Source organism: Litoribrevibacter euphylliae (assembly GCF_042646085.1).
GTDB lineage: Bacteria > Pseudomonadota > Gammaproteobacteria > Pseudomonadales > Litoribrevibacteraceae > Litoribrevibacter > Litoribrevibacter euphylliae.
This window is the reverse complement of the sequence record NZ_JBHRSZ010000007.1, coordinates 820629-843246: the sequence shown is the minus strand read 5'-3', so window position 1 is coordinate 843246 and position 22618 is coordinate 820629. Positions and strand designations below refer to the sequence as shown.

The window sequence follows — 22618 nt, the reverse complement described above, 5'->3', positions numbered from 1 at the left end:
GGCCACTGTTGAACAGACAATTAACTTAACAGGTTATTTGCTGTGAATACGAGCCTTGTTCGCCAAGACAGGCGCAATTCCATACTTGCCACCCGCATAATTCACCTGCTTGATACCGTCTTGATCGGCATCACCTTTTTCTAAACCAACCCCCAACAAAACGTGCTCACCGCTGTCAGCCAACCACTCAGATAACTGCATGCCACCATTGACGACACCCACAAACCAATCTTGATAACGGGCCACCAAGGTTTGCAAATCCAAACCAGCAAGCGTTTCCCCTTCCTGATTCTTCAAACTCAACATGGCCGAGCGAAGGGCCCCTGAAATGGCTGCTAAAGTGTTAGGTGTATATTCAGCAACACCGTCCTGATCCATCCAGGTTTTCAAGCTTGGGCTGTACATGTGTTGTTCGGCTGCCATGTAAGCTTTACGAGCTGCCTTGAAATACTTGGCATCGTTGGTCGCACCGAAAGCCGCGGTCAAGCCACGAACCGCGGCAAACTGGGCATCCAGATTTTTAACCTTGGATGCCGTCACTGTCTTGCCAGACAGATTTGCAGACTCAGAAACCAAGCCTTGCGCATCCATCAGGTGTTCGATCAGAAAGTCCGCCTGTGCACGAAGCATCGCCAACGCTGCTTTGCCTTGCTCAGTATGTAGACGTGACTCACCTGGTTCCCCGGATGCATAACCCACCGGCATGGCATCTAACGCACGTTGGTAGATGGATAACGCCACCAGCGAATAAGCCGCATCGAAACTGGTAACGCTCTGCCCAGCCTTGCCTTGAACGGACACTTCATCCACAAAGGTGCCAAACGTACTATTGAAGTGGCCTTGCTGGAGGTTACGAAACACCGCCTCAGACACCTCAGACACCACAGTAAAGGCGTCGTTACTGGCAACATCGTTGCTGGTATCAGCATCCGTATTGTTAACCGGAGCCGCCTCAAAAGGCGCGCCATCAAACACCGCCATAAAGGCCGGGTTTTGATTGGTATTCGCCTCGCGTTGATCCGTCATTGCATAGAACTCAGCCATTGGCCACAACAGTTGCCACTGATCACGTAAGTGAGAACGTCCATCTTCGACCGTTAGCTTAGCGATGGCATTGACGCCATACGTCTGCTTCTCATCAACCCTTACACGATGCGGGAACCACACACGCTTCGCGTCTTTTGACGCAACCCCTAAGGTCTTACCATCGAACAGCAATTGATCACGCAGGATCAGTAATTTATCTATGGCCTGCTCGGTCAACACCATGCCATTGAAGCCATCAAATGCGGAAACACCTAAACTGTAGGTATCTGAGTGGTCCATCGTTGCACTCTCAGCCTCAACCTCTTCGTCCGATTCAGTTACATGCATGCCGCCAAGAAAATCCTGCGACCACATCACTTCTTTCAAAAGAATGCCACCAATCGCCGCGGGCACCAGCGTGCGGTCGAAGCTGTTCGCATCCCAGGCTAAGGTTTTATAGTCGCGAATATAAGCCGGGATGTTTTCCTGAACAAACAAATAATCACCATTCACCTTGTATTCAAGTCGATGCAAACCAATCGAAGTCGCATTCACTTCACTTTGAAAACGAGGAGACCCCGACGCGTAAGGCAAAGAAATCAAATATAAGTTTTTTGGAACCTCGGACATGTCTCGACCAACCGCCTGACCCAATACCTGAATACGCTCATTCAGTGCGTTCAGCGTACCACCGCGTTGCTGATTTAACGGCCCGTTGACCATATGCGGCCCCATCTGCGACTGATAATTCAACGCGTACATCGCCTCTTCCGAGTACTCGTAACTTTCAATGCCGGCGGCATAATCAAAGACCGTTGGCTGGTTGCGGGCGTCCGGGTCCAAAACGTCAAGATCCAACCCGAGGGCTTCTACTAAAGGTTCGCCAGACAATTCAAATTCGGTATAGGCTAAGAAATTGGCAGCCGGATCAAGCGTTTCATCGAGCACTTCAACCTGAGGTTGTGCTTGTAATGCTATCGGTAAGGAAAGAGAGAAAATTGCAGCAGAAAGTGCACAGGATAAACGGGTGCGGGTGCCATGAAAGAACGCGTGTGATTTCAACATATAAAACCTCGAATCATCAGAAGTTGGCTCAGCCAGTATTTAATAATGATTCTCATTCTATAGTCGAAATACTTGATGAAAAGCCTCAAGTATTAAAACCTCATCCTTCATTGACACACATCAAGAAGAATGAGTCTCATTCACAGACTTGCAAAATCCAATGCTGTTCTTGCGATTTTGAACACCACTTGCAAGCTACATAAAACTATTGTAGGCCAGATAAAAAGACCGCAATGTCACGAATTTCTTGATCTGTGAGTTGCTTGGCAATGGACGTCATCGGCGATTGATTACGATCTCGGTGGTCGGTCTTGAACTTGTTTAAAGTCTTCATCAGATATTCAGCCGGCTGACTGGCTAACCTTGGCAACTGATCCCAACCTTCGGCCTTCACGCCATGACACATCTGACATTTAGCCTGAAACTCGGTTTGCCCGTTCTGAGAAGATGCATCCGCCAATTTTTTATTCGGTTTCTTAGGAACAAACGGCTTAGCCTCTTGCTGTGAAAAATGAATCGCCAAGTTAACGCGCTCTTCCAGCGATAGCTTATCCGCTAACTGACTCATCACGTAATTCTTACGTTTACCGGAAGCAAACTGCTCAAACTGATTGATCAAATACTTGGCGTTTTGCCCAGCCAGGTTGGGAATAAAGTCACGCTTGGTATTGCCATCCACACCATGACAAAATCCGCACAAACTGGCTTTCTCTTCACCCTGCTTTGCCGACTCAATTAATGTCTGAGGGTTGGTTTGAATCGTTTCCAACAATTTATACTGTTGGTTAAGGTCCGCCTGAGTCTGGAACGCCAACAGCAAAGCACTGCATAACACCCACAACTTAATGGTAAATTTTGACATAGCCACTCCCAAGAAAGCCTTATCCAATATCAACACAGAATCCATTTGCTATATCACCACAATCACTAGGGCTAATAGCAAGGCAGGCACTTTATATGGAGTCAGCTAACAAAAACTTGAGGCAGATCAATAACCTTGCATTTATCCATACGTCTTATACGTGTTTTACCGTGAACATCGGAGTGATAAGAATTCTACTTCAGCACTTCGCAACGGAGTCGCATCCGGTATAATGGCGCGCAACTGATTGTTACTGTCGAAAAACCGAGGCCCACGTGACTTTATTCCGTCCCTGCATCGATCTACACCAAGGCAAAGTAAAGCAAATCGTCGGAGGCAGCCTGAACGATGAAGGCGCCGATACCAACTATGTCAGCCCTTATGATTCAACCTACTATGCCGAGCTTTATCGAGATCATCAGCTGATGGGTGGTCACGTCATTGCCTTAGGCCCAGGTAATCAAGAAGCCGCATTAAACGCCTTGCGCGCTTGGCCACAAGGCTTGCAATTCGGTGGTGGCGTCAACAACGAAAACGCTGCCGATTACTTAGAAGCCGGAGCGTCACATGTGATCGTGACATCTTATTTGTTTGAAGGTGGAGAACTGTCTTCGGATCGTTTGGAAGCCATTAAGCGCGAAACGGGTAAAGAGCACCTTGTCTTGGATTTGAGCTGTCGCAGAACCGATTCCAGTTGGAACATCGCTACCGATCGCTGGCAAACCATCACACAAACCCAAATCACCGCAGACACCATCAAAGAATTATCTGGCCATTGTTCCGAATTTTTGATTCATGCGGCTGATGTGGAAGGCCTACAGGCCGGCATCGACACAGAGCTGGTCGAATTTCTGGGGCAGATTTGTGAGATCCCGGTAACCTATGCAGGCGGCGCACGCAGTCTGGATGATCTGAAACTGGTGCATCAGTTATCCACAGGAAAGGTGGATTTAACGATTGGTAGTGCCTTGGATATTTTTGGTGGTAACGGGGTAACGCTAGAAGAGTGTATCGATTGGAATCAATCGAACTGATCATTGATCGTGCGACAGTAAACTAATCGTTTTCTGTACGCACCGAGACCGCCAGTTCGCCCGATTCTTCCGTCATAAAGAAATAAATCGGGCGACAACACACCTGGCAATCTTCAATGTATTCTTCACCGAGCATGGACGAATCCAGCAAGACTTCAAAACACTCGCCGCAATAGGGGCATTGAATGGTTTGGTAGTCAATTGGATTCATCCACCTTTCTCCGGCTTATCACGTAAAGACTGCTGATGTAATCACGCTTACTTGGCAGCCAATAACTCTTTGGCTTGGGTTTGCCATGTATCAAAGCCACGAACCTTACTAAAAGCTTCCAGGTCTTTGGCTCGCTTTGGATCGACAATGTCTTCTAGCGAATTAAAGCCAGCTTCTGCCAACTTCTTAACCGTCACAGGGCCAACACCTGACATGGCAGCAATTTTAGGCGCAACGTTGTTGCGAGGCTTAGTTGCTGATTTAGCTGCTGGTTTGGCCGCTTTCGCTGTGGCTGGTTTCGCAGCAGTTTTCTTAGCCGGTGTCTTTTTCTGAGCAGATTCTTTCTTTGGTGTCGCAGCCTTGGCAGGTGCTTTCTTCGGAGCAGCCGCTTTAGAAGTGGATGCTTTGGTTGGTGCTTTTTTCGGTGCAGCTTTTGCTGCAGGTTTCGCCGTTTCTTTCTTTACAGCGTCTTTCTTTGTTTCTTTTTTCGGGAAGGCCGAAGGGAAACGTGACGATAGCTCGTCTTCTAACTGAGCAATGATCTTGTCTTTTGCTGCCAGCAGCGCTTCCAAACGCTCATCAAATTCTTTCTGAATTTTTTTAAGCTGCTTTTCATACTGCTTTTCAATTTCTTTGATGATTTTCTTAGCTTGCTTGCTTGGGTCTTTACGAAGCTTGCGTACTTCCTCCGACAGTTCATCAACCTGTTTCTGAAGTTCCTTCTTAGTAGAGCTCACACGATCATTAATATCGTTCAGCAGATCAGAGCTTTTACCTTTTGCTTTCTCAAGTTCTTTTTCCAGCTTTTTCTTCAAATCTTTTGCCATGGTCATAATTCGTCCAAGTGATTTATGTCTAAGTGAGAGTTACCGTCTACTTTAGCATAGGCCAGCAAACGTTATTCCTTAACTGACCTTAGTCAATATTACTGCGCCCGGTTGTTCAGAAAGTCTTCAATCAAGCCTTCAATAAGCTTTTGTACACTGGTTTCCTGCTCAATGGCAACCATCTTCAATGCTTTTAGCGTTTTCTTGTCCAGTCTCAGTGAGGTGTTCTTTTTGGACTTGTCTTTCCCGACTTTGCTCACAGATTTCTCAGACACATAACTTGAAGAGTTTTTTGATGAAAGATTCACGTCCGTCGATGATGACAACTTGGGCTTATTCTCTTTTGTTTTTTTCTTTGAAGAATCAGAGACTGTCATTAAAGAATCGCTCAAGGAGGGAAGTCAGATTCAGAAGAGCGCCCGGAAAGGAGCGTCAGCCCCTTTCCCAGGAATGATTACGCTTTTTTCAACGCTTTCTTAAGCTTCGCAACTTTTTTAGTTTGCTTAGCAATTTTAGCCTTACGCGCTTTGATTTCTTTTTTGATGTCTTTCGCTTTTACTTTCTTAGCCATGGTTCATTCCTTGTATCTTTTTAATAAGACAGTGATGTGTGAGATATTGATTCGTTAACACCAACATCGAGTGACGTAATGACGTCACTTATTTACCCTAGTTGATCCAACTTTCCCGCACAATGCTTTTAACAAAAGCTTCATTAAACTGTCATATTTAAGAGTAAGGAATGAACAGTTTTCATTCCTTATCCATAGATTACTGTTCAGACAGCATGTCAGGCTGGAAGCTCCGTTCCGGCGTCTGAATTGCCAGCCATTTGAACAGGGTCGGTAAGAAATCCGGGGCCAATGCCTCTTCTTCCAACCACAGAATTTTCAACCACTCCGCCATGCCAAAACCGGGCTCACTGAACAGGTCTGCTCGTAACATCGCATGCGTGGCATTGTTTATCATCTTTGTGGAAACCCACGGGGTTGGGCGTTCTTGCCACTGCGCGAATTCATAAGTCGCATCCACATTGAAGTCCGTATCGCCCCATAAGAGTAACGTCGGGCGCTGTATTGCCCAATTGGCTTGAGACGCATCGGATTGGTAGTTTCGCAACACGAAATGATAGCGATCTCGCGTCATCGGTGCTTCCCGAGTCCGTTTAAGATACGCGCCATAACTCGGTGATGTATCAAAGAAGGCTATCTCATCTTCATGATTTGCCACCGCGGCTTTGATCTCTTCAGGAGTGGCCCCTTCGAGCATCAGACGCGTGGCGGTAAAATATCGGCCTTGGTCAATCCATGAAGTAGCAAACCCGATACCAACAGCAAAACCAATCCGGGAATACGTGTCTGCTAACAATTCCGGCACCACCCAGCCCGCCTGGCTGAATGCAATCACGCCCGTCTGACTCGCGTCGAAGCCATACTCTTGTTGAATGGTTTCCGCCGCTGCGGCAACTATGCCTTGACGATCAGCCATCGACATCGCTAACCAGTTGCCGGAGGAGCCTCCAACGCCAGGTTTATCCCAGCTGAATATGGCATAGCCTCGATCACGTAAAGGCTGCCAGATGAGTTCATAGAAGCCGTTGGCATCATACGGTGCCGCGCCATCACCATGTACAAACAACAGCACAGCTCTCGCAGGCTGATCGTTGGTCGGCGATAGGTAATGCCCTTCCAAATGATTCACGCCATATTCGAAACGAACCACCTCGGCATGAGCTACATTGATATGAGCAATCACCGAGAGCCACATCATAACGCTCAATTTGAGTATCGGATTTAGAGCCTGTTTGACACGTATCCACATGAGTTGTTCTCCTTAACCACACCTTAAAACGAATACGCCACGCCCACGAGCCCCATGGTGTCTTCCTGATCATAGAAGTGAATGTTGGAATCGCGCTTGCTGTAGGAGAGCAATACGTCCAAGCGTATCTGCTGCCAATCGAAGGGCTCTAACCACCCCAGTCCGACCACAGCTGAAAACTGATCGTCTTCTCGCGTCTTATCGAAGACTGGATGACTCTCCTCATACTCAGAGACGTCATAGCTCACGCCTGCGTTCAGTTCCAAACTGTCAACGGTTTCGACAATGAAGAGCTCACCGCTATAGCGGTCAAAACTGAAGGCCTCACCGTCGGCATCCGCCAAGGTGTAACGGATGGCCGGAATCACATACAAGGCGTGTGAGAAAGGCAAGGTTAATGAGAGCTCAGCTTGATGGAAGTCTGCATCGCGTCGTAGCTGGCGAATGTCCTCAGAAGTTAGCCCACCCGGTTGATTTAATAGTGACTGACCGGACGCTTCATCCTCGACATCCAGAGTCGCGTAGGCGTAGCGCAGCGATATCGGGCCACCATAGAGATACTCGGCAGAGACATAACCACCGACCATAGTACTGTCACCACGCTCCCGTTTAGATCCTGTCAGATAGGGGTCTTCCCACACTTCATCAAAGCCTGGCACTTTAGGTAATAAGGCTGCGGTCAGAAGCGTGCCACCCTGCAGCTCATGACGAAGCCCCAGTTCAAATATAGGATTGCCTTCCATCAGGCCGTCTTGCGGCGTGCCTGCGTAAAACTGGGTCTGCCGATTGTCCAGCGTGTAATTCACTTCCCCCAAAGGCGTCAAGGTACCTTCGGTATCAGATTTAGCGTTCTGAGATAATGAACTGAGTCGCTCATTCCCATCACTCACCGCCGACAGCGACTGACTCTCACTTATCAACACCGCCAGTTGTATGAAACCACCCCAACCCGGTTGAAACTCCGAGCCGGCGGTACTGGAGACGTCCGAACCATAACTGATCGATGAGAGGAAATACCCGATCAAGCCTAACGTAGTCGTAAGCAGTCGGGCTTTGATTGGATGAATGAATCCAGAAACGCATACCATAGTTAACTCCCTTTGAGCTGAATGCTGTCAAATGAGAGTTAACGGTATCGCAGAGGAAATTAAGATTAGCTTAAGCTAGAGAACCGCTGAGCTAGACAGGACTTGTTCAGAGGTTCCCCAGGGAACCTCCGGGTCGTTCCCGTTAATGAATATCATCTCCAACCCGGAGAATCTTCATAGTATTGGTACCACCTTGCGCGTTGATGTAGTTACCCTTGGTGAGAATCACCAGGTCGCCTTGCTCGACGATGCCTTTCTCTAGCAGGGTGTCGATAGCAAACTGATTGACCTTCTCGTTATCCACATCGGCAGCGACAAAGGGAATGGTATGCACCCCCTGAAACAGCACTACGCGGCGCTGCGTACTGACTTGAGCAGAAAAAGAGAAAATAGGAATTTTGGTACGGATACGCGACATCAACAATGGCGTTTTTCCAGTCTCGGTCATACTGACAATGGCCTTAACGCCTTGCAGATGGTTGGCCGCATACATGGCGGAAAACGCAATACCTTCGTCAATGTCTTCAAAGGCTTCATGAATGCGATGCTGAGACACCTGAGTGGTCGGACTGCGCTCCGCACCTTCACAGATACGATGCATGGCTTCAACCACTTCCACCGGGTATTCACCCACCGCCGTTTCCGCTGACAACATCACCGCATCGGTGCCATCAATCACGGCATTGGCTACGTCCGACACTTCTGCACGTGTTGGCATCGGGCTGGTAATCATGGATTCCATCATCTGGGTGGCGGTAATCACCACGCGGTTTAAGCAACGCGCACGTTCGATGATGTGTTTCTGAATCGCCACCAACTCGGCATCCCCCACTTCCACCGCCAAGTCACCACGAGCGACCATCACGCCATTCGACACACGAATCACTTCGTCCAGCATGTCGTGGTCGGCCACCAACTCGGCACGTTCGATTTTGGCAATCAGCCCCGCGTTTGACCCTGCCGCCTCAAGCAAGGCCCGGGCTTCCAACATGTCACTGTCATCACGGGGGAAAGACACCGCAACGTAATCGGCATCAAACTGCGCCGCAATCTTGATATCGGCTTTATCTTTATCAGTCAACGCCTTTGCAGACAAACCACCGCCTTTCTTGTTGATGCCTTTGTTATTAGACAAGACACCACCGATCAGTACCTCACTTTCGATACGAACGCCGTCGTTGGACTTCACCAATAGCTCAATTCGGCCATCGTCCAGCAACAAGATATCGCCAGGGTTGGTATCTCGAATCACCGCTTCGTGATCAATGCCCACCGCTTCTTGAGTACCGTCAGAGACACCCAAGCGCGTATCCAATGCAAACGAATCACCAACCTCGAGTTTGATTTTGTCCTGCTTAAACCTCGCAATACGAATTTTAGGGCCTTGCAGGTCGGCCAACACCGCCACAAAGCGCCCAAGCTTTTCAGCGATGCAACGAACCCGTTGCGCACGCTGAATGTGATCTTCACTTTCTCCGTGTGAGAAATTTAATCGAACCACATCCACACCCGCTCGGATGATGGCTTCAAGTGATTCATCAGAATCGGTGGCAGGCCCAAGCGTTGCGACTATCTTGGTGCGTCTTAACATAGTGACTCTCCCTCGCCTTTCAGGAATACATACGAAATCAATTTCAATTGGCAGATCAGATACGATCCTACGCTGTTACCTTACACTATCAATCATTCTTCAGCGCAAGCCTTAGAGCTTCTAACGACTGAGTGGTTGCTTCAATATCGGGCTTATTAAGAAAGTCGGCCAACACTGCCACCGCTGCCGTAGCAAACGCCTGATCGGTATCTCGATCAAAATACTGCATTATGCCCCTGGAGTCATCGAGTAACTTCGCGCCTTCTAAAGAAAGCGCCGTTACATGATCTCGCGCTTCGTTGGTTGCGGGGATATAGCCCAGATCATCGGATAACGATAACTGCGATAAAGGTTCCGACAAAAATTTCAACAAGGCACGGGTTTCCGAAGGCTTTTTACTCCAACTGGAAAGTACAAACACTTCTACCGGCATCAACTCAAAACGATTCATCTGCGGGTCAATCATCGGAAAAGGAAAGAACCCTATATCCCCTTCCAACTTAGCCGGAAACTTTCGCTCCGCGAAGTTACCAATCAAGGTCAACCCCGCTTGCTCCCGATACAGTAATGCCATCGCCTGCGACCACGTTAACTCGTCGTGATCTGCATTAAAATAACCAAGATCAATCAAACGTTTCCAATGCTCAAATACCTGCCGAACCTTGGGGTGGTAGTAGCTGGTTTTCCCTGCCAACAGTGACTGATAAAAGCGTAATCCGTTCAAGCGTAAGTTAAAGAAATCAAACCAACCCGCCGCAGGCCACTGATGTTTGGTGCCGATGGCAAAAACATCCAGCTCCTGAGAAGCTAACGCCTCAGCTACGCTCAAAAACTCAGCCCAACTCCTCGGTGGCTGTAGATTCAAGCGTTTAAATAACGACTTTTTGTAATAGAAGCCCCACTGATAATAGGCAAACGGCAAGGCATAAGCCCGCTGCTGATAGCTGAGCAATTTCTTGATTCGGGGCGAGAACTTACGATTCCATTCCAACGAATTCCATAGGGTATCCACATCGCGAATCACACCCTGACGCACCAACTCAAATAAACGTTCGCCGCCTTGCCAGTAAAATACATCCGGCCCTTGTTTCTCTCTGACCCACTGTTGAAGCCTTTTCTTATATTCCTCATCTTCATAGGCTTGCAGCTCAATTTGGATATTCGGATAGGTTTCTTCAAACTGATCGAACAAAGCTCGATAGCTTTTCCCCTGGGTAAAGTTGGCTAACAACAAGCCCACTTTCAAACGAGTATTTTGATATTCCGTTGGTGTATAGGCATGCCACTTTTTCAGGTTGTCTTCCACCAGCGCACTGATCACCCCTTGGTCGTTTAGCTCTTGCAAACGTTGATTGAAATACGCCTGCAACTCCAGACAATCCGAGGCTTTAGAAAAGCCATGATGAATGACTCCGTGCAGTACCGGCTGAGGCAAGAAGGTGACCTTATCGCTGTCAGGAAACTTCTCCAGAAACGAACGACCGGTGTAGAGCCCGGTAATAAAATAGTCGGTGCGACCACTCACCAATAAATTAAAATTGGCCCGGAGGCCATTAACGCGTTCGGTATCCAGTTTGGCGTTCACAAAGGCATCAAACGCGGCACCATGCCGATCCCCAAGATTTAACGTGCCTTTTCGCCCGATTAAATCCTCCCAACTTTCAAAGGTAAAAGCGCGATCTTTCACCACAAAGACAGAGACGGGGTTTTGATAAAAAGGCGCCTCAATGAAACTAAGGTAGGTTTTGCGTTCAGGTACCTGTTTGAGCCCCAACACCAGATCAATGCTGCCTTGCTTAGCGCTCATCAAGACTCGATTCCACGGGCCAACCGCCCGAGACTCAAACAGGATCTTTAATTCGTTTAGGATTAACTCGGTGACATCCGCTGCCGCACCAACAATCTTTCCATCTTGTTGCCATTGAAATGGTGGGTAATTGGAGTGACCGGAATAAACGACTTTCTGACAAGGCTCAGCATACACAATGACACAGAAACACATCATAAGCATGCCGAGCAATTTCATAGAGGTTAGCTCTCAACTGATTGGTTATTTTCAGTGTAGTAGGTGTTTCTCGCTTATACTCTCGGCATCAAAAAAAGAGCCCCAGAAGACACCTTCTGAGGCTCAATTACTATGTTAAATACTCGAAAAATCAGGAAGGCACAAAGCAACTACTGTGCGGAATTAATAGATTGCTCAAGGTATTCCGTCATCGGCCAAAACTTGGATAATTCTTTCAACCACGCCTGAATCACAGGTTCATGAAGACGCTGTGGCGACACCGCGACACTCAAAGCTATCTTCGGTGTTCGACCTTTCCAACGAATGCCCCAGCCTTCGGCTTCGGCCTTTTCTGCATCATCGAGTCTTAACATGGCGATACCTGAGCCCGCCTTGACCAAGTCTCGAATGGCATCTTCGCCATCCACAAACACAGCCTTTGTAGGCTTCTGCTTAGAATGCTCAAACAGCGATTCCTTTAACCGATAAAACGGGCAGCGTTCGGTGGTATACACCCAGGACATCTGAGCTAACTCTTCAACGGATGCATAGGCCATTTTCTCCGCACACACAGCCGGAGCCACAATGGCCGTTTCTATGTCATCCAAATGCACCGTGTGAATATCTAGTGACGTACAAGGGCCAAAGAAGAATCCTGTATCCAAAATGCCCTTACGGACATCAACCTGATTTTCATAAGACATGCCATTGATCAGCGACAGCTTTAGATCCGGGTAATGTTCGGCCGCATCCGCCAGCAATTCCGGCAAACGTAAAAACGGCAGATCCGAGTTCAAGCCAATGGAGAGCATGCCACCCACGGCACCTTGAATCTCTTTCGCCTGCACCGCCATCTGTTGAGACACGTCCAGAATTGCCTGTGCCTGAACCAACAGCTTCTCACCCGCGGCCGTCAGAATCATACCCTTCGCAGTTCGATTGAACAGGTTCACACCCAAGGATTCCTCAAGCGCTTTAAGCTTGGCACTGATGGCTGGTTGACTGGTGTACAGACGATCTGCCGCTCGGGTTAAATGGCCTTCTTCAGCCACAGTAACAAACGCCTTTAATTGACTGAACTCCATCCGTTATACCTCGCTGTTCAAATTAGAAGTGCCTTATGAAAGAACCGTTAAATATGACTATACCTATTGAAGCCGAAACACCGATTCAGCACCATCGCAATTTCAAATAGCCGTCATCAGAAAAGGTGATTAACCTTCGGATAGCGATTGAATGAAGGCTTCCGACTCTTTGATGGAGTTCTCCATTTCCTTCACCAAACGGGCTACATCCTTTTGAATCGTTTTTAATTCGCCTTTCAAGAAATTAATAGCTTGGAACAGCACCTGGTCCTGAAATGCGGCCAACACCGGCTGCATTTTCTTTTCTGAACGACGCATAGCTTTAATCAACAACTTGTACTTACGCTTAGTCTTAGCTAGTTTATCCGCAGTACAAAGCCAATAAACCTTATGTGTTAATCCGTAAGTCCTTTTATAGCCCTAATCCACTTCTGAGGAATATATATCTCAGGCACATCAACCATTGACAGTGCCCAATATTTCCCATCCCATCGTTCATGGCTTCGTACTTTAATTTCTGATTTAGGTATACATAGAGAAGAAAAGAGGGGTTGAACCAAAGTATATTCAAGAAGATAAAGATGATCTTTACCATCAATCACCTTAACAACACCAGTTTTAGAAACTCCAGCACCTTCTTCAATCAAAACCATGTTAAAGCTATATATTGGAATTTCATGGACACACCCTGTAGGTAGCTGAAACCAATAATTTTTGCCATATATTCTCGATGCGTCTCCCCAAGCCCCAAGCTTTCCATATACAAATAAAGAGGTTATCAAGAAGATCATTAATATGGAAAAACCAAACATCCTCATTCTCCATACAAAAAATATCGATACGTGATTTATTTAAATCAAGAAGAACTTGAAGAACAATTACTTAATCTACATTAGGGGCATGATAGGTGGAAACATTCCGCCTGAAGAACTCAGGCGGAGGAACAACAAACAATTAAACCGTCGCCAGATTGCCTTTGCTCTGTAGCCAATCTTTACGATCGCCAGAACGCTTCTTGGCGAGCATCATGTCCAAAAGCTGATCTGCTTTGTCTTCTTCATCTAAGGTCAACTGAACCAAACGGCGGGTATCAGGGTCCATGGTGGTTTCGCGCAGTTGTAGAGGGTTCATTTCACCCAGACCTTTGAAACGCTGAACATTGACGGTACCACGTTTCTTTTCGGCCTTAATGCGATCTAACACGCCTTCTTTTTCATCGTCATCCAAGGCGTAATAGACGTCTTTACCAATGTCGATACGGTACAGCGGCGGCATGGCGACATAAATATGGCCTTTAGCCACCAACGGACGGAAGTGCTTAACAAACAACGCGCAGAGTAGCGTTGCAATGTGAAGACCATCCGAGTCGGCATCAGCGAGAATACAGATTTTACCGTAGCGAAGGGCTTCGAGATTTTCTGCACCCGGGTCAACACCGATTGCGACAGCGATGTCATGCACTTCTTGTGAAGCCAGGATTTCAGACGAATCCACTTCCCACGTGTTCAGAATCTTACCTCGTAGCGGCATGATCGCCTGATTTTCACGATTACGCGCTTGCTTGGCAGAACCACCCGCAGAATCCCCTTCCACCAAGAATAATTCACTGCGCATGGAATCCTGACCGGAACAGTCGGCTAATTTACCTGGCAAGGCAGGCCCCTGCGTGATCTTCTTACGCGCAACCTTCTTACTGGCTTTCATACGGCGTTGAGCATTGCTAATACAAAGCTCGGCCAGTTGTTCGGCCACTTCGGTGTGTTGGTTCAACCACAGGCTGAAGGCATCTTTTACTACGCCCGAGATAAAGGCGGCACAGTTACGAGAGGATAACCGCTCTTTGGTCTGACCTGAGAATTGTGGATCTTCGAGCTTTGCAGACAGCACATAACAGCAACGCTCCCACACATCGTCAGGTGTTAACTTTATACCTCTTGGTAGTAAGTTTCGGAATTCACAGAACTCACGCATCGCTTCCAACAAGCCTGTACGCAAACCATTAACGTGGGTACCGCCTTGAGCCGTTGGAATCAAGTTAACGTAGCTTTCCTGAATCAGCTCACCGCCTTCTGGCAGCCATTGCACCGCCCAATCAACGGCTTCGTGCTCACCGGCCAATGAACCGACAAAAGGTTCTTGTGGTAGCACTTCATACACTTGAGTATGACCCGCCAGATAATCTTTTAGGCCATCTTGATAGAACCATTCTTCGCTTTCGTTCAGCGCTTTTTGAACAAAAACAACTTTCAAACCAGGACACAGAACTGCTTTGGCGCGAAGCACATGACGCAGACGCGCTACAGAGAACTTAGGGCTGTCGAAGTATTGCGGGTCAGGATGGAAGCGAACAATCGTACCGGTATTTTTCTTACCGACCGTACCAGTGACTTCCAGCTCTTCAACTTTGTCACCGTCAGCAAAGGCGATGTGGTACTGCTGACCATCGCGCTTAATGTTGATATCGACGCGCTGTGATAGTGCGTTTACTACTGAGATCCCCACCCCATGCAAACCACCTGAGAACTGGTAGTTTTTATTGGAGAATTTACCCCCAGCGTGAAGACGGGTAAGGATCAGCTCCACCCCGGAAACGCCTTCTTCCGGGTGAATATCCACCGGCATACCGCGACCATCGTCTTCGATTTCCAGTGAATTGTCTTCATGCAGAGTGACTTTGACCGTTTTGGCGTGTCCTGCCAATGCCTCATCCACCGAGTTATCGATGACTTCTTGAGCTAAGTGGTTGGGCCGGGTGGTTTCGGTGTACATCCCAGGACGTTTTTTAACGGGATCTAAACCACTTAGAACTTCAATGGATTCGGCGTTGTAATTGGAACTGGTCATAAGAACTCTTTGCTTAGCTATTCTATTTATCTTCTAAGGCACGCTTAAAAGCTGAACAAGTCGACAATCAGCAGATCAGTCGTCATCGACTGTCCGAGAGATAAAGTGCGCTTTACCTTAGATAATTTCCAAAGGAGATACTAGCAATTTCTTGCTTTAAAAAGAAATAGAGGTATATCAGTGAAACACCTCAATGACCGGATCAGTATTTGGTGCGCTCAACATCCGGTTCAATGTGTACTGATCCGCTTCCCACGGTTGATCTTACCAAGCACTTTCGATAGACCATCCAAGGTATAAGGTTTGGTCAGGAAATCATTCATCCCTGCTTTAAGACAACGATCGCGCTCTTCTGTGGAAGTGGCGGCAGTTAAGGCCACAATAGGAAGATCAAGAAATTCAGGTTTCGCTCTCAACAGTTTAGTCGCAGTAATGCCATCCATTTCAGGCATGTGGTAATCCATCATAATAACATCAAAATCGGTTTGCTTGAGTGCAGGCTCCACTTCCGTACCGTTCTCGACGATAGTGACGTCATGGCCTAACTTGGCCAACATTGCCCGAATCACTTTCTGGTTAGTCAGGTCATCTTCAGCAACCAAGATCTGTAGCGGCCCTTCTTGCACACCGTCTTCCACTGAGGATAACTCTGTGACTTCTCTCATTTCAAAGTCCAAACAACCGAGACTCAATGACACAATAAAGGTCGAGCCCTTATCTTTGGTACTCTCAAGGTTGATGCCACCTTTCATCATTTCAGCCAGTTGACGGGAAATGTCGAGACCAAGACCCGTACCACCAAACTCTCTAGTGGTGGAAGTATCAGCTTGCGAGAACGGGCTGAACAAGTTTTTCTGCTGCTCTTCCGTCATGCCAATCCCGGTATCCGCCACAGAGATTTCCAGTTGGAAACGTTTAGCAGCCAAATCCGCCACACCTGACAACGCCAAAGAAATATGCCCCTGTTCAGGCGTGAATTTAATAGCATTACCAATGAGGTTAATCAGAATCTGTTTGATGCGAATCTCATCGCCGACCAGTTTCGGCGGGACGTTGTCGGCGATACGGACGGTCAGAGACAGCTTATTATGATGCAAGGGCGCATAAAAGGTCGCCTGTACGTCATCAAGCATATCTTGCAATGAAAACGTGACTTCATCCAATTCCAATTTACCGGCTTCAATCTTTTTGAAATCCAGAATGTCATTCACCACACTCAGCAGTGAATGAGCGGATTTATCAATGATTCGAGCGAAGTAATCCTGCTCTTCGGTCAGCTGAGTCTGCCTCAACAAATCCAACATACCAATCACACCATTGAGCGGCGTGCGGATTTCATGACTCATATGCGCAAGAAACTGGGATTTTGCCTGGGATGCGGCTTTCGCAGCTTCAGATTCCTGCTCCATTTGATGAAGCTGAGACTGCAGTTCTTGAGCCGCTTTAATATCCCGAAATGAACGTAACGCGCCCAACACCACTAAGGACAGTTTGTTGGCGGTTAATTCGGTTTTGGCGACATAATCATTAATGTCGTATTCGATGTAGACCCGATCCGCCGGCGCCAATCCAGGTTGGCCGGTACGAATAATGATCCGGACATTATGATCCTGAAGCTCGTTGCGAATGAAGTTCACCAACTGTAAGCCAGCGTCATCACTTTCCATCACCACGTCCAGCAAAATAGCCGCGTACTTGTTTGGCTTAGATAAGACTTGGCGCGCTTCTTCCGCACTGTACACACTGTCAAGAACCAGTGAGCGTCCTTCAAAACTGAACGAACGCAGCGCAAGACGAGTGATCTGATGAACATCGCTATCATCATCCACAATCAATACCTGCCATGGTTCTTTGATGACTAATTCACCATCGTCTTCCGTCGTTTCAAGATGATCAGCAAATACTAATTGATCGTCTGCATTAGAAGAGAACAATGTAGAACCAGCAAGGCAATTGCCTTGTATCTCAAGCGGAAAATTCGGCAATGAATGTTGGCTTATCACTGTGGTAACTCTTCCTTAAGATAACGCTTCGCGGGGTGATGCCTGAAAAAACTGTTTTATTAATAGCAGTTTAGTCGGAAAATCATCAAAGCTGTGATTTCCGCCATATTCAATAACGGAAGGCGATTGCCAAAACTTATCCGTAGCCTGGTGGTAATCAAGGGTTTCATCGTCAGTTTGAACCAATAACAGAACATCCTCAGGCGAAGCTAATTCATCAATATCGAGCGCTTTTAACTGCGCCATGTGATCTTGAGTAATTTCATACTCATCGCCGGTGTAGATATTTTTATTCGACCCCAGATAATCCACTAACAACTCATAAGGTTTAACCGCAGGGTTAATCAGCACAGTTTTTAGCTGATATTTGGCAGCCAGGTAGGTGGCGTAATATCCCCCCAAGGAACTACCGATAAGATAGATTTCTTCGCCACGGGCTTTCAGGGTTTCAATGCAATCAACTAAGGACGCTATGGCCTGATCAGGCTCATACGCCAAATTAGGAACAATGTAACTGTCAGAATCAAACCCCAATACACTCAAGGAGTTACCAATAATCTTGGCCTTTGTGGATTCCGGCGAACTGTTAAAGCCGTGGATATAAATCAATGACGACATTCAGGGCTTCCTCCTACCTCTTATCACATCAAGAAGACTTACTAGTACCCTTTAATAGAATAGTCGATAGTGAACTCAACACCAGTGACACGATGAACCTGCGTTTCAATAGAGCCATCAGCCAGCAGTTCTAAATATCGATAGCCCGGTGATAAGGTGTCTACGGAAAATTCATCTGAATGTTTAGTAAATTGAATGCAGGTTGAGGGAGAAGCCAGCAATCGTCGACCATCCTGATGTTCATCAACTTCCTGATGCACATGCCCCCACAAGACGCCTTTTACCTGATCGTAACCTTTAATGGTTTCCATAAAGTCCGATGCGTTCTTCACACCGATGTTGTCGATCCAGCGCGCGCCTACATTAATCGGGTGGTGGTGGAAGCATACCAATACATGCTTATCGGTAGTTTCCAACGCATCTTTGAGAGTATCCAATTCTTTCTGTTGGAGATAGCCGTGCACTTGTTCTGTAACAGAGGAATCGAGCATGACAATTCGCCAATGCTCATAATCAATTACCTTCTGAAGGGCATTAGTACCAGCACTGGCCTGAGAGATAACGTCGTTCTGATCGTGATTACCAGACAGCCAGTAAAATGGCACACCAAAGCTTTCAAGCTTATTACGCATTCTCTGGTAGCTTTCGATGGAGCCGTCCTGGGAAATATCCCCAGTAGCAAGTACCACATCAAACTCTGTAGTTTTTTGACGAACCAAGGACACAACACAGTCAAGACTATGCTCGGTTTTCATACCCAGCAAATCGCCATCTGTGCTTTTGAATAAATGCGAGTCCGTAATTTGCACGATTCGGACGCGATCAGCTACCACTAACCTTCTCTCCTTGGCCAACAGACTGTTTGTTCACTATTTGCTTGCTCAAAAAGCATTCGATCAAAATATTATGTATAGCAGTCATTAACGACAAACAGTTACAAATGTAATTTATTTTAATTATAGACAGTCTAACTATAACGTTTGTTAAACACTAATAAATGATAGATAACTCACAAAATAACAGTGCGTAACACTTTAGAGAAGGTTATTTGTCGTAAAAGACGGGGCTTAAGCGGATAAAAAGTTAGAGAAAGAATCAAGATGGCAGCCATGATCCATACAATAGTTCAACCATTGACCTAAAAAACGGTTAAGCTGACACTTCTCATCTTTGTGGTGCATATCATCGTTAGGGTATTCATAGGTTCCCTTAAAGCGACGTTTATTCTGATAGGCAATGACTTCGGCCATACGCGCATCATGATAAATACGCACCAACATAGTGGGCGCTGGTAACCATTCGCCTAAATCCACCAACTGAGTCACTTCCACCGTTGCGGTGTATTTGAAACGTTCCGCCACTTTGATTTGAAGGCCGCCTAACTCGCCTTGTTCCGAATGAAGTTCATAGCGATAAACGTCCTGCTCATCAAAAGAGGGCATCAATTTCATCAGCTTTAAATAATTACGCTCGCACTGAGAAGATTGCTCTACCAAATCAGGAATATAACGTTTCGATCTATTCATTCTCACCTCTTCTTAACAAGGCCTTAAAACCAGCCTCACTCCCCTAAGTCTAACCTGTATTTAACATTGCAGCAGAACCAGAGACACATTAAACATGCAACCTCAGCTCTACGGTTAATTGTACTTATTCAGTAAAAACCACTGCAATGCAATCAACGCCATGGCGTTATTCACTCGTCCTGACTTCAATAAGGGGGCAACCTCACTCGTTGGAATCAGGTGGACTTTAATGTCTTCCGATTCTTCATCGAGACCAGCAATTCGGCCATGCAAACCAGAGGAATCAATGGTGCCATAGAAAATCTGGATATGTTCAGAGGTACCACCAGTAGAAGAGTAATAATCGTGGATATGCTCTAACTCATCTACCTCACAATGCGCCTCTTCCATGGCTTCTATTCGTGCGACCTCTTCCGCAGGTTTGTTCTTATCTAACATGCCTGCAACAATTTCCAAAGCCCAAGGAGTATCGCCCTTGTCCGCAACCGCAACGCCGAGGCGGAACTGTTCAACCATCAAAATACAATCTTGTTTCGGATCATGTAATAACACGCCCACTGCATGACCGCGTTCGAACAGCTCTCTGGTGATGACCTCACTCCATCCACCTTCAAACAACCTATGGCGTAAACGATAGACGTTTAAATTGAAAAAGCCCTGATACCCTGGTGTTTTCTCCAGAATTTCCACATCATCGCTGGTCATGGTTGAAAATTGAGACATTTCCTTTGTTCTCCTGTGCACACCGTTCATTATCACAATAGCGATCTGCAAAATATAAATACTTGATAAACAAATAAGGCCAGCATTCGCTGGCCCTACCTTTACGCATCTAGCTCTAATTATACCTTATGGTAAAGCTGGCTGCCCTGTTCCTTAAACTCACTGGCTTTTTCTTCCATGCCTTGTTCCAAAGCAACATCGACGGTATCAATGCGGTTTTCTGCTGCGTAATCACGAACTTCCTGGGAAATCTTCATCGAACAGAACTTAGGTCCGCACATTGAACAGAAGTGCGCAACTTTGGCCGACTCTTTAGGAAGCGTTTCATCGTGGTAAGAGCGTGCTGTATCCGGGTCCAACGCTAGGTTGAACTGATCTTCCCAACGGAATTCGAAACGAGCCTTGGACAGAGCATTATCACGAATCTGAGCGCCAGGATGCCCCTTAGCCAAGTCAGCCGCATGTGCAGCAAGCTTGTAGGTAATAATCCCAGTCTTCACATCGTCTTTATCTGGAAGACCCAAATGTTCTTTCGGCGTGACGTAGCACAACATGGCACAGCCATACCAACCGATCATGGCCGCACCAATACCAGAGGTAATGTGGTCATAACCAGGGGCAATATCGGTAGTCAAAGGCCCTAAGGTATAGAACGGCGCTTCGTCACACTCGCGAAGTTGCTTATCCATGTTCTCTTTGATTAGGTGCATAGGCACGTGACCAGGGCCTTCGATCATCACCTGAACATCGTGTTTCCAAGCAATCTTGGTTAATTCACCCAACGTTTCTAACTCACCAAATTGCGCTTCGTCGTTTGCATCGGCAACAGAACCCGGACGCAAACCGTCACCCAGTGAGAATGAAACATCGTACGCTTTACAGATCTCGCAGATTTCTTCGAAGTGAGTATAAAGGAAGTTTTCTTTGTGATGCGCCAAGCACCATTTCGCCATGATCGAACCACCACGGGATACGATACCGGTAACGCGCTTCGCCGTCATAGGTACATAACGCAGCAATACACCAGCGTGAATAGTGAAGTAATCAACACCTTGTTCTGCCTGCTCAATCAGAGTATCTCGGAATACTTCCCAAGTCAGGTCTTCGGCAACCCCATTTACTTTTTCCAACGCTTGATAAATCGGTACGGTACCAATTGGCACATGTGAATTACGGATAATCCACTCACGCGTTTCATGAATGTTCTTACCTGTGGATAAGTCCATTACCGTGTCGGCACCCCAGCGAGTACCCCAGGTTAGCTTTTCTACTTCTTCATCAATCGAAGAACCCAGTGCCGAGTTACCAATGTTGCCATTGATCTTCACCAAGAAGTTACGACCGATAATCATAGGTTCAACTTCAGGGTGGTTAATGTTTGCAGGAATAATGGCACGACCGCGTGCCACTTCATCACGCACAAACTCAGGAGTAATTTCTTCGGGGATATTCGCTCCAAACGATTGGCCTGGATGCTGCTGTTTAAGTAAATCAGACGCTTTTAATGCTTGCAGTTTACTGTTCTCGCGAATCGCAATGTATTCCATTTCAGGGGTTACAATCCCTTGACGGGCATAGTGCAATTGCGTCACGTTCTTGCCTGGTCTTGCTTTACGTGGCTGACGCTTTAGGTCGAAACGTAATGAATCCAAAGACTCATCTGACATGCGTTCTCGACAATATTCTGAGCTAAAGTTTTCTAGAAGCTCAGTATCGTTACGCTCTTCAACCCATGCGGTACGAACTTCAGGCAATCCTTTCTGAACATCAATCGTTACTTTCGGATCGGTGTAAGGACCAGATGTATCGTAAACAACAACAGGATCATTTTTCTCACCACCGAAATCGGTTGGTGTATCAGCCAAAGAAATTTCGCGCATTGGCACCTGAATATCTGCACGTGAACCTTCGACATAAATCTTCCGAGAATTAGGAAAAGGCTGGATAGACGCCTCGTCTACCTTGGCGGTCTTACTAAGAAACTCTTCTGGAATTGCACTCATACTGTCCTTCTCCTAACTATCGCGATAACGCTAAACAAATATCTCATCAAAAACAAAATCTATTTAAACAAACATGAACGGCATTAGCCCCTTAGCCAATGTAGTCTATACAGAGTTTTTTGTGCTCTTTTCTTTGTACTAATAATTTTGCGCCAATAAAGGCGCTATTTTGTTACAGCTGGGCGATGCAAACAACCACAAAATCTGTAACAAAATTTTTCGCCGTCAAATGAACTCATCTTCACTTGATGACTCTAAAACATCCATACCCTGTCGTCCCTCTGTTT

19 protein-coding genes and 1 pseudogene are annotated in these 22618 nt (G+C 46.8%); 1 reads left to right on the top strand and 19 read right to left on the bottom strand.

What is annotated here, in order from left to right; genetic code table 11:
- Window positions 1-33 precede the first annotated feature (33 nt).
- Together ACFOEK_RS18930 and ACFOEK_RS18925 are read right to left on the bottom strand one after the other, a co-directional pair.
- Window positions 34-2091 carry a hypothetical protein gene (locus ACFOEK_RS18930; protein ID WP_386723040.1) on the bottom strand — a complete coding sequence of 686 codons (2058 nt, stop codon included), beginning with the start codon at window positions 2089-2091 and terminating at the stop codon, window positions 34-36.
- A 205-nt stretch (window positions 2092-2296) separates the two neighbouring features.
- Window positions 2297-2953 (bottom strand): c-type cytochrome, encoded by a 657-nt coding sequence (locus ACFOEK_RS18925; protein ID WP_386723039.1) that lies wholly within the window; start codon window positions 2951-2953, stop codon window positions 2297-2299.
- A gap of 275 nt (window positions 2954-3228) precedes the next feature.
- Between ACFOEK_RS18925 and hisA the strand changes: the two genes are divergently transcribed.
- A complete protein-coding gene (gene hisA / locus ACFOEK_RS18920; protein WP_386723038.1) occupies window positions 3229-3987 on the top strand; it encodes a phosphoribosylformimino-5-aminoimidazole carboxamide ribotide isomerase in 759 nt (252 codons plus the stop codon).
- Window positions 3988-4009: 22 nt separating this feature from the next.
- Here the strand turns inward: hisA and ACFOEK_RS18915 are convergent, their stop codons facing one another.
- The 17 genes and pseudogenes from ACFOEK_RS18915 to thiC all read right to left on the bottom strand — a co-directional run bounded on the left by ACFOEK_RS18915 (window position 4010) and on the right by thiC (window position 22331).
- The gene (locus tag ACFOEK_RS18915; protein ID WP_386723037.1) at window positions 4010-4198 is read right to left on the bottom strand and encodes a CPXCG motif-containing cysteine-rich protein; all 189 of its coding nucleotides are present in this window, start codon (window positions 4196-4198) and stop codon (window positions 4010-4012) included.
- Window positions 4199-4245: 47 nt separating this feature from the next.
- On the bottom strand, window positions 4246-5031 hold the full coding sequence (locus ACFOEK_RS18910; protein WP_386723036.1) for a helix-hairpin-helix domain-containing protein: 786 nt from the start codon (window positions 5029-5031) through the stop codon (window positions 4246-4248).
- Between the two features lie 92 nt (window positions 5032-5123).
- Window positions 5124-5402, bottom strand: coding sequence for a hypothetical protein (locus tag ACFOEK_RS18905; RefSeq protein ID WP_386723035.1), 279 nt, complete (start codon window positions 5400-5402; stop codon window positions 5124-5126).
- Between the two features lie 393 nt (window positions 5403-5795).
- Window positions 5796-6845: an alpha/beta hydrolase family protein gene (locus tag ACFOEK_RS18900; RefSeq protein WP_386723034.1), complete on the bottom strand. Its 1050-nt coding sequence runs from the start codon at window positions 6843-6845 to the stop codon at window positions 5796-5798.
- Window positions 6846-6868: 23 nt separating this feature from the next.
- Window positions 6869-7933 (bottom strand): DUF2860 family protein, encoded by a 1065-nt coding sequence (locus tag ACFOEK_RS18895; RefSeq protein ID WP_386723033.1) that lies wholly within the window; start codon window positions 7931-7933, stop codon window positions 6869-6871.
- A 142-nt stretch (window positions 7934-8075) separates the two neighbouring features.
- Entirely contained in the window at window positions 8076-9524 is a 1449-nt protein-coding gene (gene pyk / locus ACFOEK_RS18890) for a pyruvate kinase (RefSeq protein WP_386723032.1), read from the bottom strand.
- 88 nt (window positions 9525-9612) lie between these two features.
- Complete coding sequence (locus tag ACFOEK_RS18885) at window positions 9613-11550, bottom strand: extracellular solute-binding protein (protein WP_386723031.1); 1938 nt, start codon at window positions 11548-11550, stop codon at window positions 9613-9615.
- Window positions 11551-11699: 149 nt separating this feature from the next.
- Window positions 11700-12614 carry a LysR family transcriptional regulator gene (locus tag ACFOEK_RS18880; RefSeq protein WP_386723030.1) on the bottom strand — a complete coding sequence of 305 codons (915 nt, stop codon included), beginning with the start codon at window positions 12612-12614 and terminating at the stop codon, window positions 11700-11702.
- 129 nt (window positions 12615-12743) lie between these two features.
- A pseudogene (locus ACFOEK_RS18875) lies at window positions 12744-12971 on the bottom strand (DUF2959 family protein); the annotation flags it as partial.
- Between the two features lie 38 nt (window positions 12972-13009).
- Window positions 13010-13426, bottom strand: coding sequence for a hypothetical protein (locus ACFOEK_RS18870; protein ID WP_386723029.1), 417 nt, complete (start codon window positions 13424-13426; stop codon window positions 13010-13012).
- 142 nt (window positions 13427-13568) lie between these two features.
- Complete coding sequence (gene parE / locus ACFOEK_RS18865; RefSeq protein WP_386723028.1) at window positions 13569-15458, bottom strand: DNA topoisomerase IV subunit B; 1890 nt, start codon at window positions 15456-15458, stop codon at window positions 13569-13571.
- Window positions 15459-15688: 230 nt separating this feature from the next.
- Window positions 15689-17461, bottom strand: a complete 1773-nt coding sequence (locus tag ACFOEK_RS18860; protein ID WP_386723027.1) for a response regulator — start codon at window positions 17459-17461, stop codon at window positions 15689-15691.
- Between the two features lie 15 nt (window positions 17462-17476).
- The gene (locus ACFOEK_RS18855) at window positions 17477-18079 is read right to left on the bottom strand and encodes a YqiA/YcfP family alpha/beta fold hydrolase (RefSeq protein ID WP_386723026.1); all 603 of its coding nucleotides are present in this window, start codon (window positions 18077-18079) and stop codon (window positions 17477-17479) included.
- A gap of 41 nt (window positions 18080-18120) precedes the next feature.
- A complete protein-coding gene (cpdA, locus tag ACFOEK_RS18850; RefSeq protein WP_386723025.1) occupies window positions 18121-18912 on the bottom strand; it encodes a 3',5'-cyclic-AMP phosphodiesterase in 792 nt (263 codons plus the stop codon).
- Between the two features lie 234 nt (window positions 18913-19146).
- Window positions 19147-19605 carry a DUF1249 domain-containing protein gene (locus tag ACFOEK_RS18845; RefSeq protein WP_386723024.1) on the bottom strand — a complete coding sequence of 153 codons (459 nt, stop codon included), beginning with the start codon at window positions 19603-19605 and terminating at the stop codon, window positions 19147-19149.
- A gap of 114 nt (window positions 19606-19719) precedes the next feature.
- Window positions 19720-20328 (bottom strand): NUDIX domain-containing protein, encoded by a 609-nt coding sequence (locus ACFOEK_RS18840; protein WP_386723023.1) that lies wholly within the window; start codon window positions 20326-20328, stop codon window positions 19720-19722.
- 119 nt (window positions 20329-20447) lie between these two features.
- The gene (gene thiC, locus ACFOEK_RS18835) at window positions 20448-22331 is read right to left on the bottom strand and encodes a phosphomethylpyrimidine synthase ThiC (RefSeq protein WP_386723022.1); all 1884 of its coding nucleotides are present in this window, start codon (window positions 22329-22331) and stop codon (window positions 20448-20450) included.
- Window positions 22332-22618 lie beyond the last annotated feature (287 nt).

What these genes read in the sequence shown, in the direction of transcription:
- ACFOEK_RS18930 (WP_386723040.1), bottom strand. Translation starts at nt 2,091, where the DNA reads ATGTTGAAATCACACGCGTTCTTTCATGGCACCCGCACCCGTTTATCC.
- ACFOEK_RS18925 (WP_386723039.1), bottom strand. Translation starts at nt 2,953, where the DNA reads ATGTCAAAATTTACCATTAAGTTGTGGGTGTTATGCAGTGCTTTGCTG.
- ACFOEK_RS18915 (WP_386723037.1), bottom strand. Translation starts at nt 4,198, where the DNA reads ATGAATCCAATTGACTACCAAACCATTCAATGCCCCTATTGCGGCGAG.
- ACFOEK_RS18910 (WP_386723036.1), bottom strand. Translation starts at nt 5,031, where the DNA reads ATGACCATGGCAAAAGATTTGAAGAAAAAGCTGGAAAAAGAACTTGAG.
- ACFOEK_RS18905 (WP_386723035.1), bottom strand. Translation starts at nt 5,402, where the DNA reads ATGACAGTCTCTGATTCTTCAAAGAAAAAAACAAAAGAGAATAAGCCC.
- ACFOEK_RS18900 (WP_386723034.1), bottom strand. Translation starts at nt 6,845, where the DNA reads ATGTGGATACGTGTCAAACAGGCTCTAAATCCGATACTCAAATTGAGC.
- ACFOEK_RS18895 (WP_386723033.1), bottom strand. Translation starts at nt 7,933, where the DNA reads ATGGTATGCGTTTCTGGATTCATTCATCCAATCAAAGCCCGACTGCTT.
- pyk (WP_386723032.1), bottom strand. Translation starts at nt 9,524, where the DNA reads ATGTTAAGACGCACCAAGATAGTCGCAACGCTTGGGCCTGCCACCGAT.
- ACFOEK_RS18885 (WP_386723031.1), bottom strand. Translation starts at nt 11,550, where the DNA reads ATGAAATTGCTCGGCATGCTTATGATGTGTTTCTGTGTCATTGTGTAT.
- ACFOEK_RS18880 (WP_386723030.1), bottom strand. Translation starts at nt 12,614, where the DNA reads ATGGAGTTCAGTCAATTAAAGGCGTTTGTTACTGTGGCTGAAGAAGGC.
- ACFOEK_RS18870 (WP_386723029.1), bottom strand. Translation starts at nt 13,426, where the DNA reads ATGTTTGGTTTTTCCATATTAATGATCTTCTTGATAACCTCTTTATTT.
- parE (WP_386723028.1), bottom strand. Translation starts at nt 15,458, where the DNA reads ATGACCAGTTCCAATTACAACGCCGAATCCATTGAAGTTCTAAGTGGT.
- ACFOEK_RS18855 (WP_386723026.1), bottom strand. Translation starts at nt 18,079, where the DNA reads ATGTCGTCATTGATTTATATCCACGGCTTTAACAGTTCGCCGGAATCC.
- ACFOEK_RS18845 (WP_386723024.1), bottom strand. Translation starts at nt 19,605, where the DNA reads ATGAATAGATCGAAACGTTATATTCCTGATTTGGTAGAGCAATCTTCT.
- ACFOEK_RS18840 (WP_386723023.1), bottom strand. Translation starts at nt 20,328, where the DNA reads ATGTCTCAATTTTCAACCATGACCAGCGATGATGTGGAAATTCTGGAG.
- thiC (WP_386723022.1), bottom strand. Translation starts at nt 22,331, where the DNA reads ATGAGTGCAATTCCAGAAGAGTTTCTTAGTAAGACCGCCAAGGTAGAC.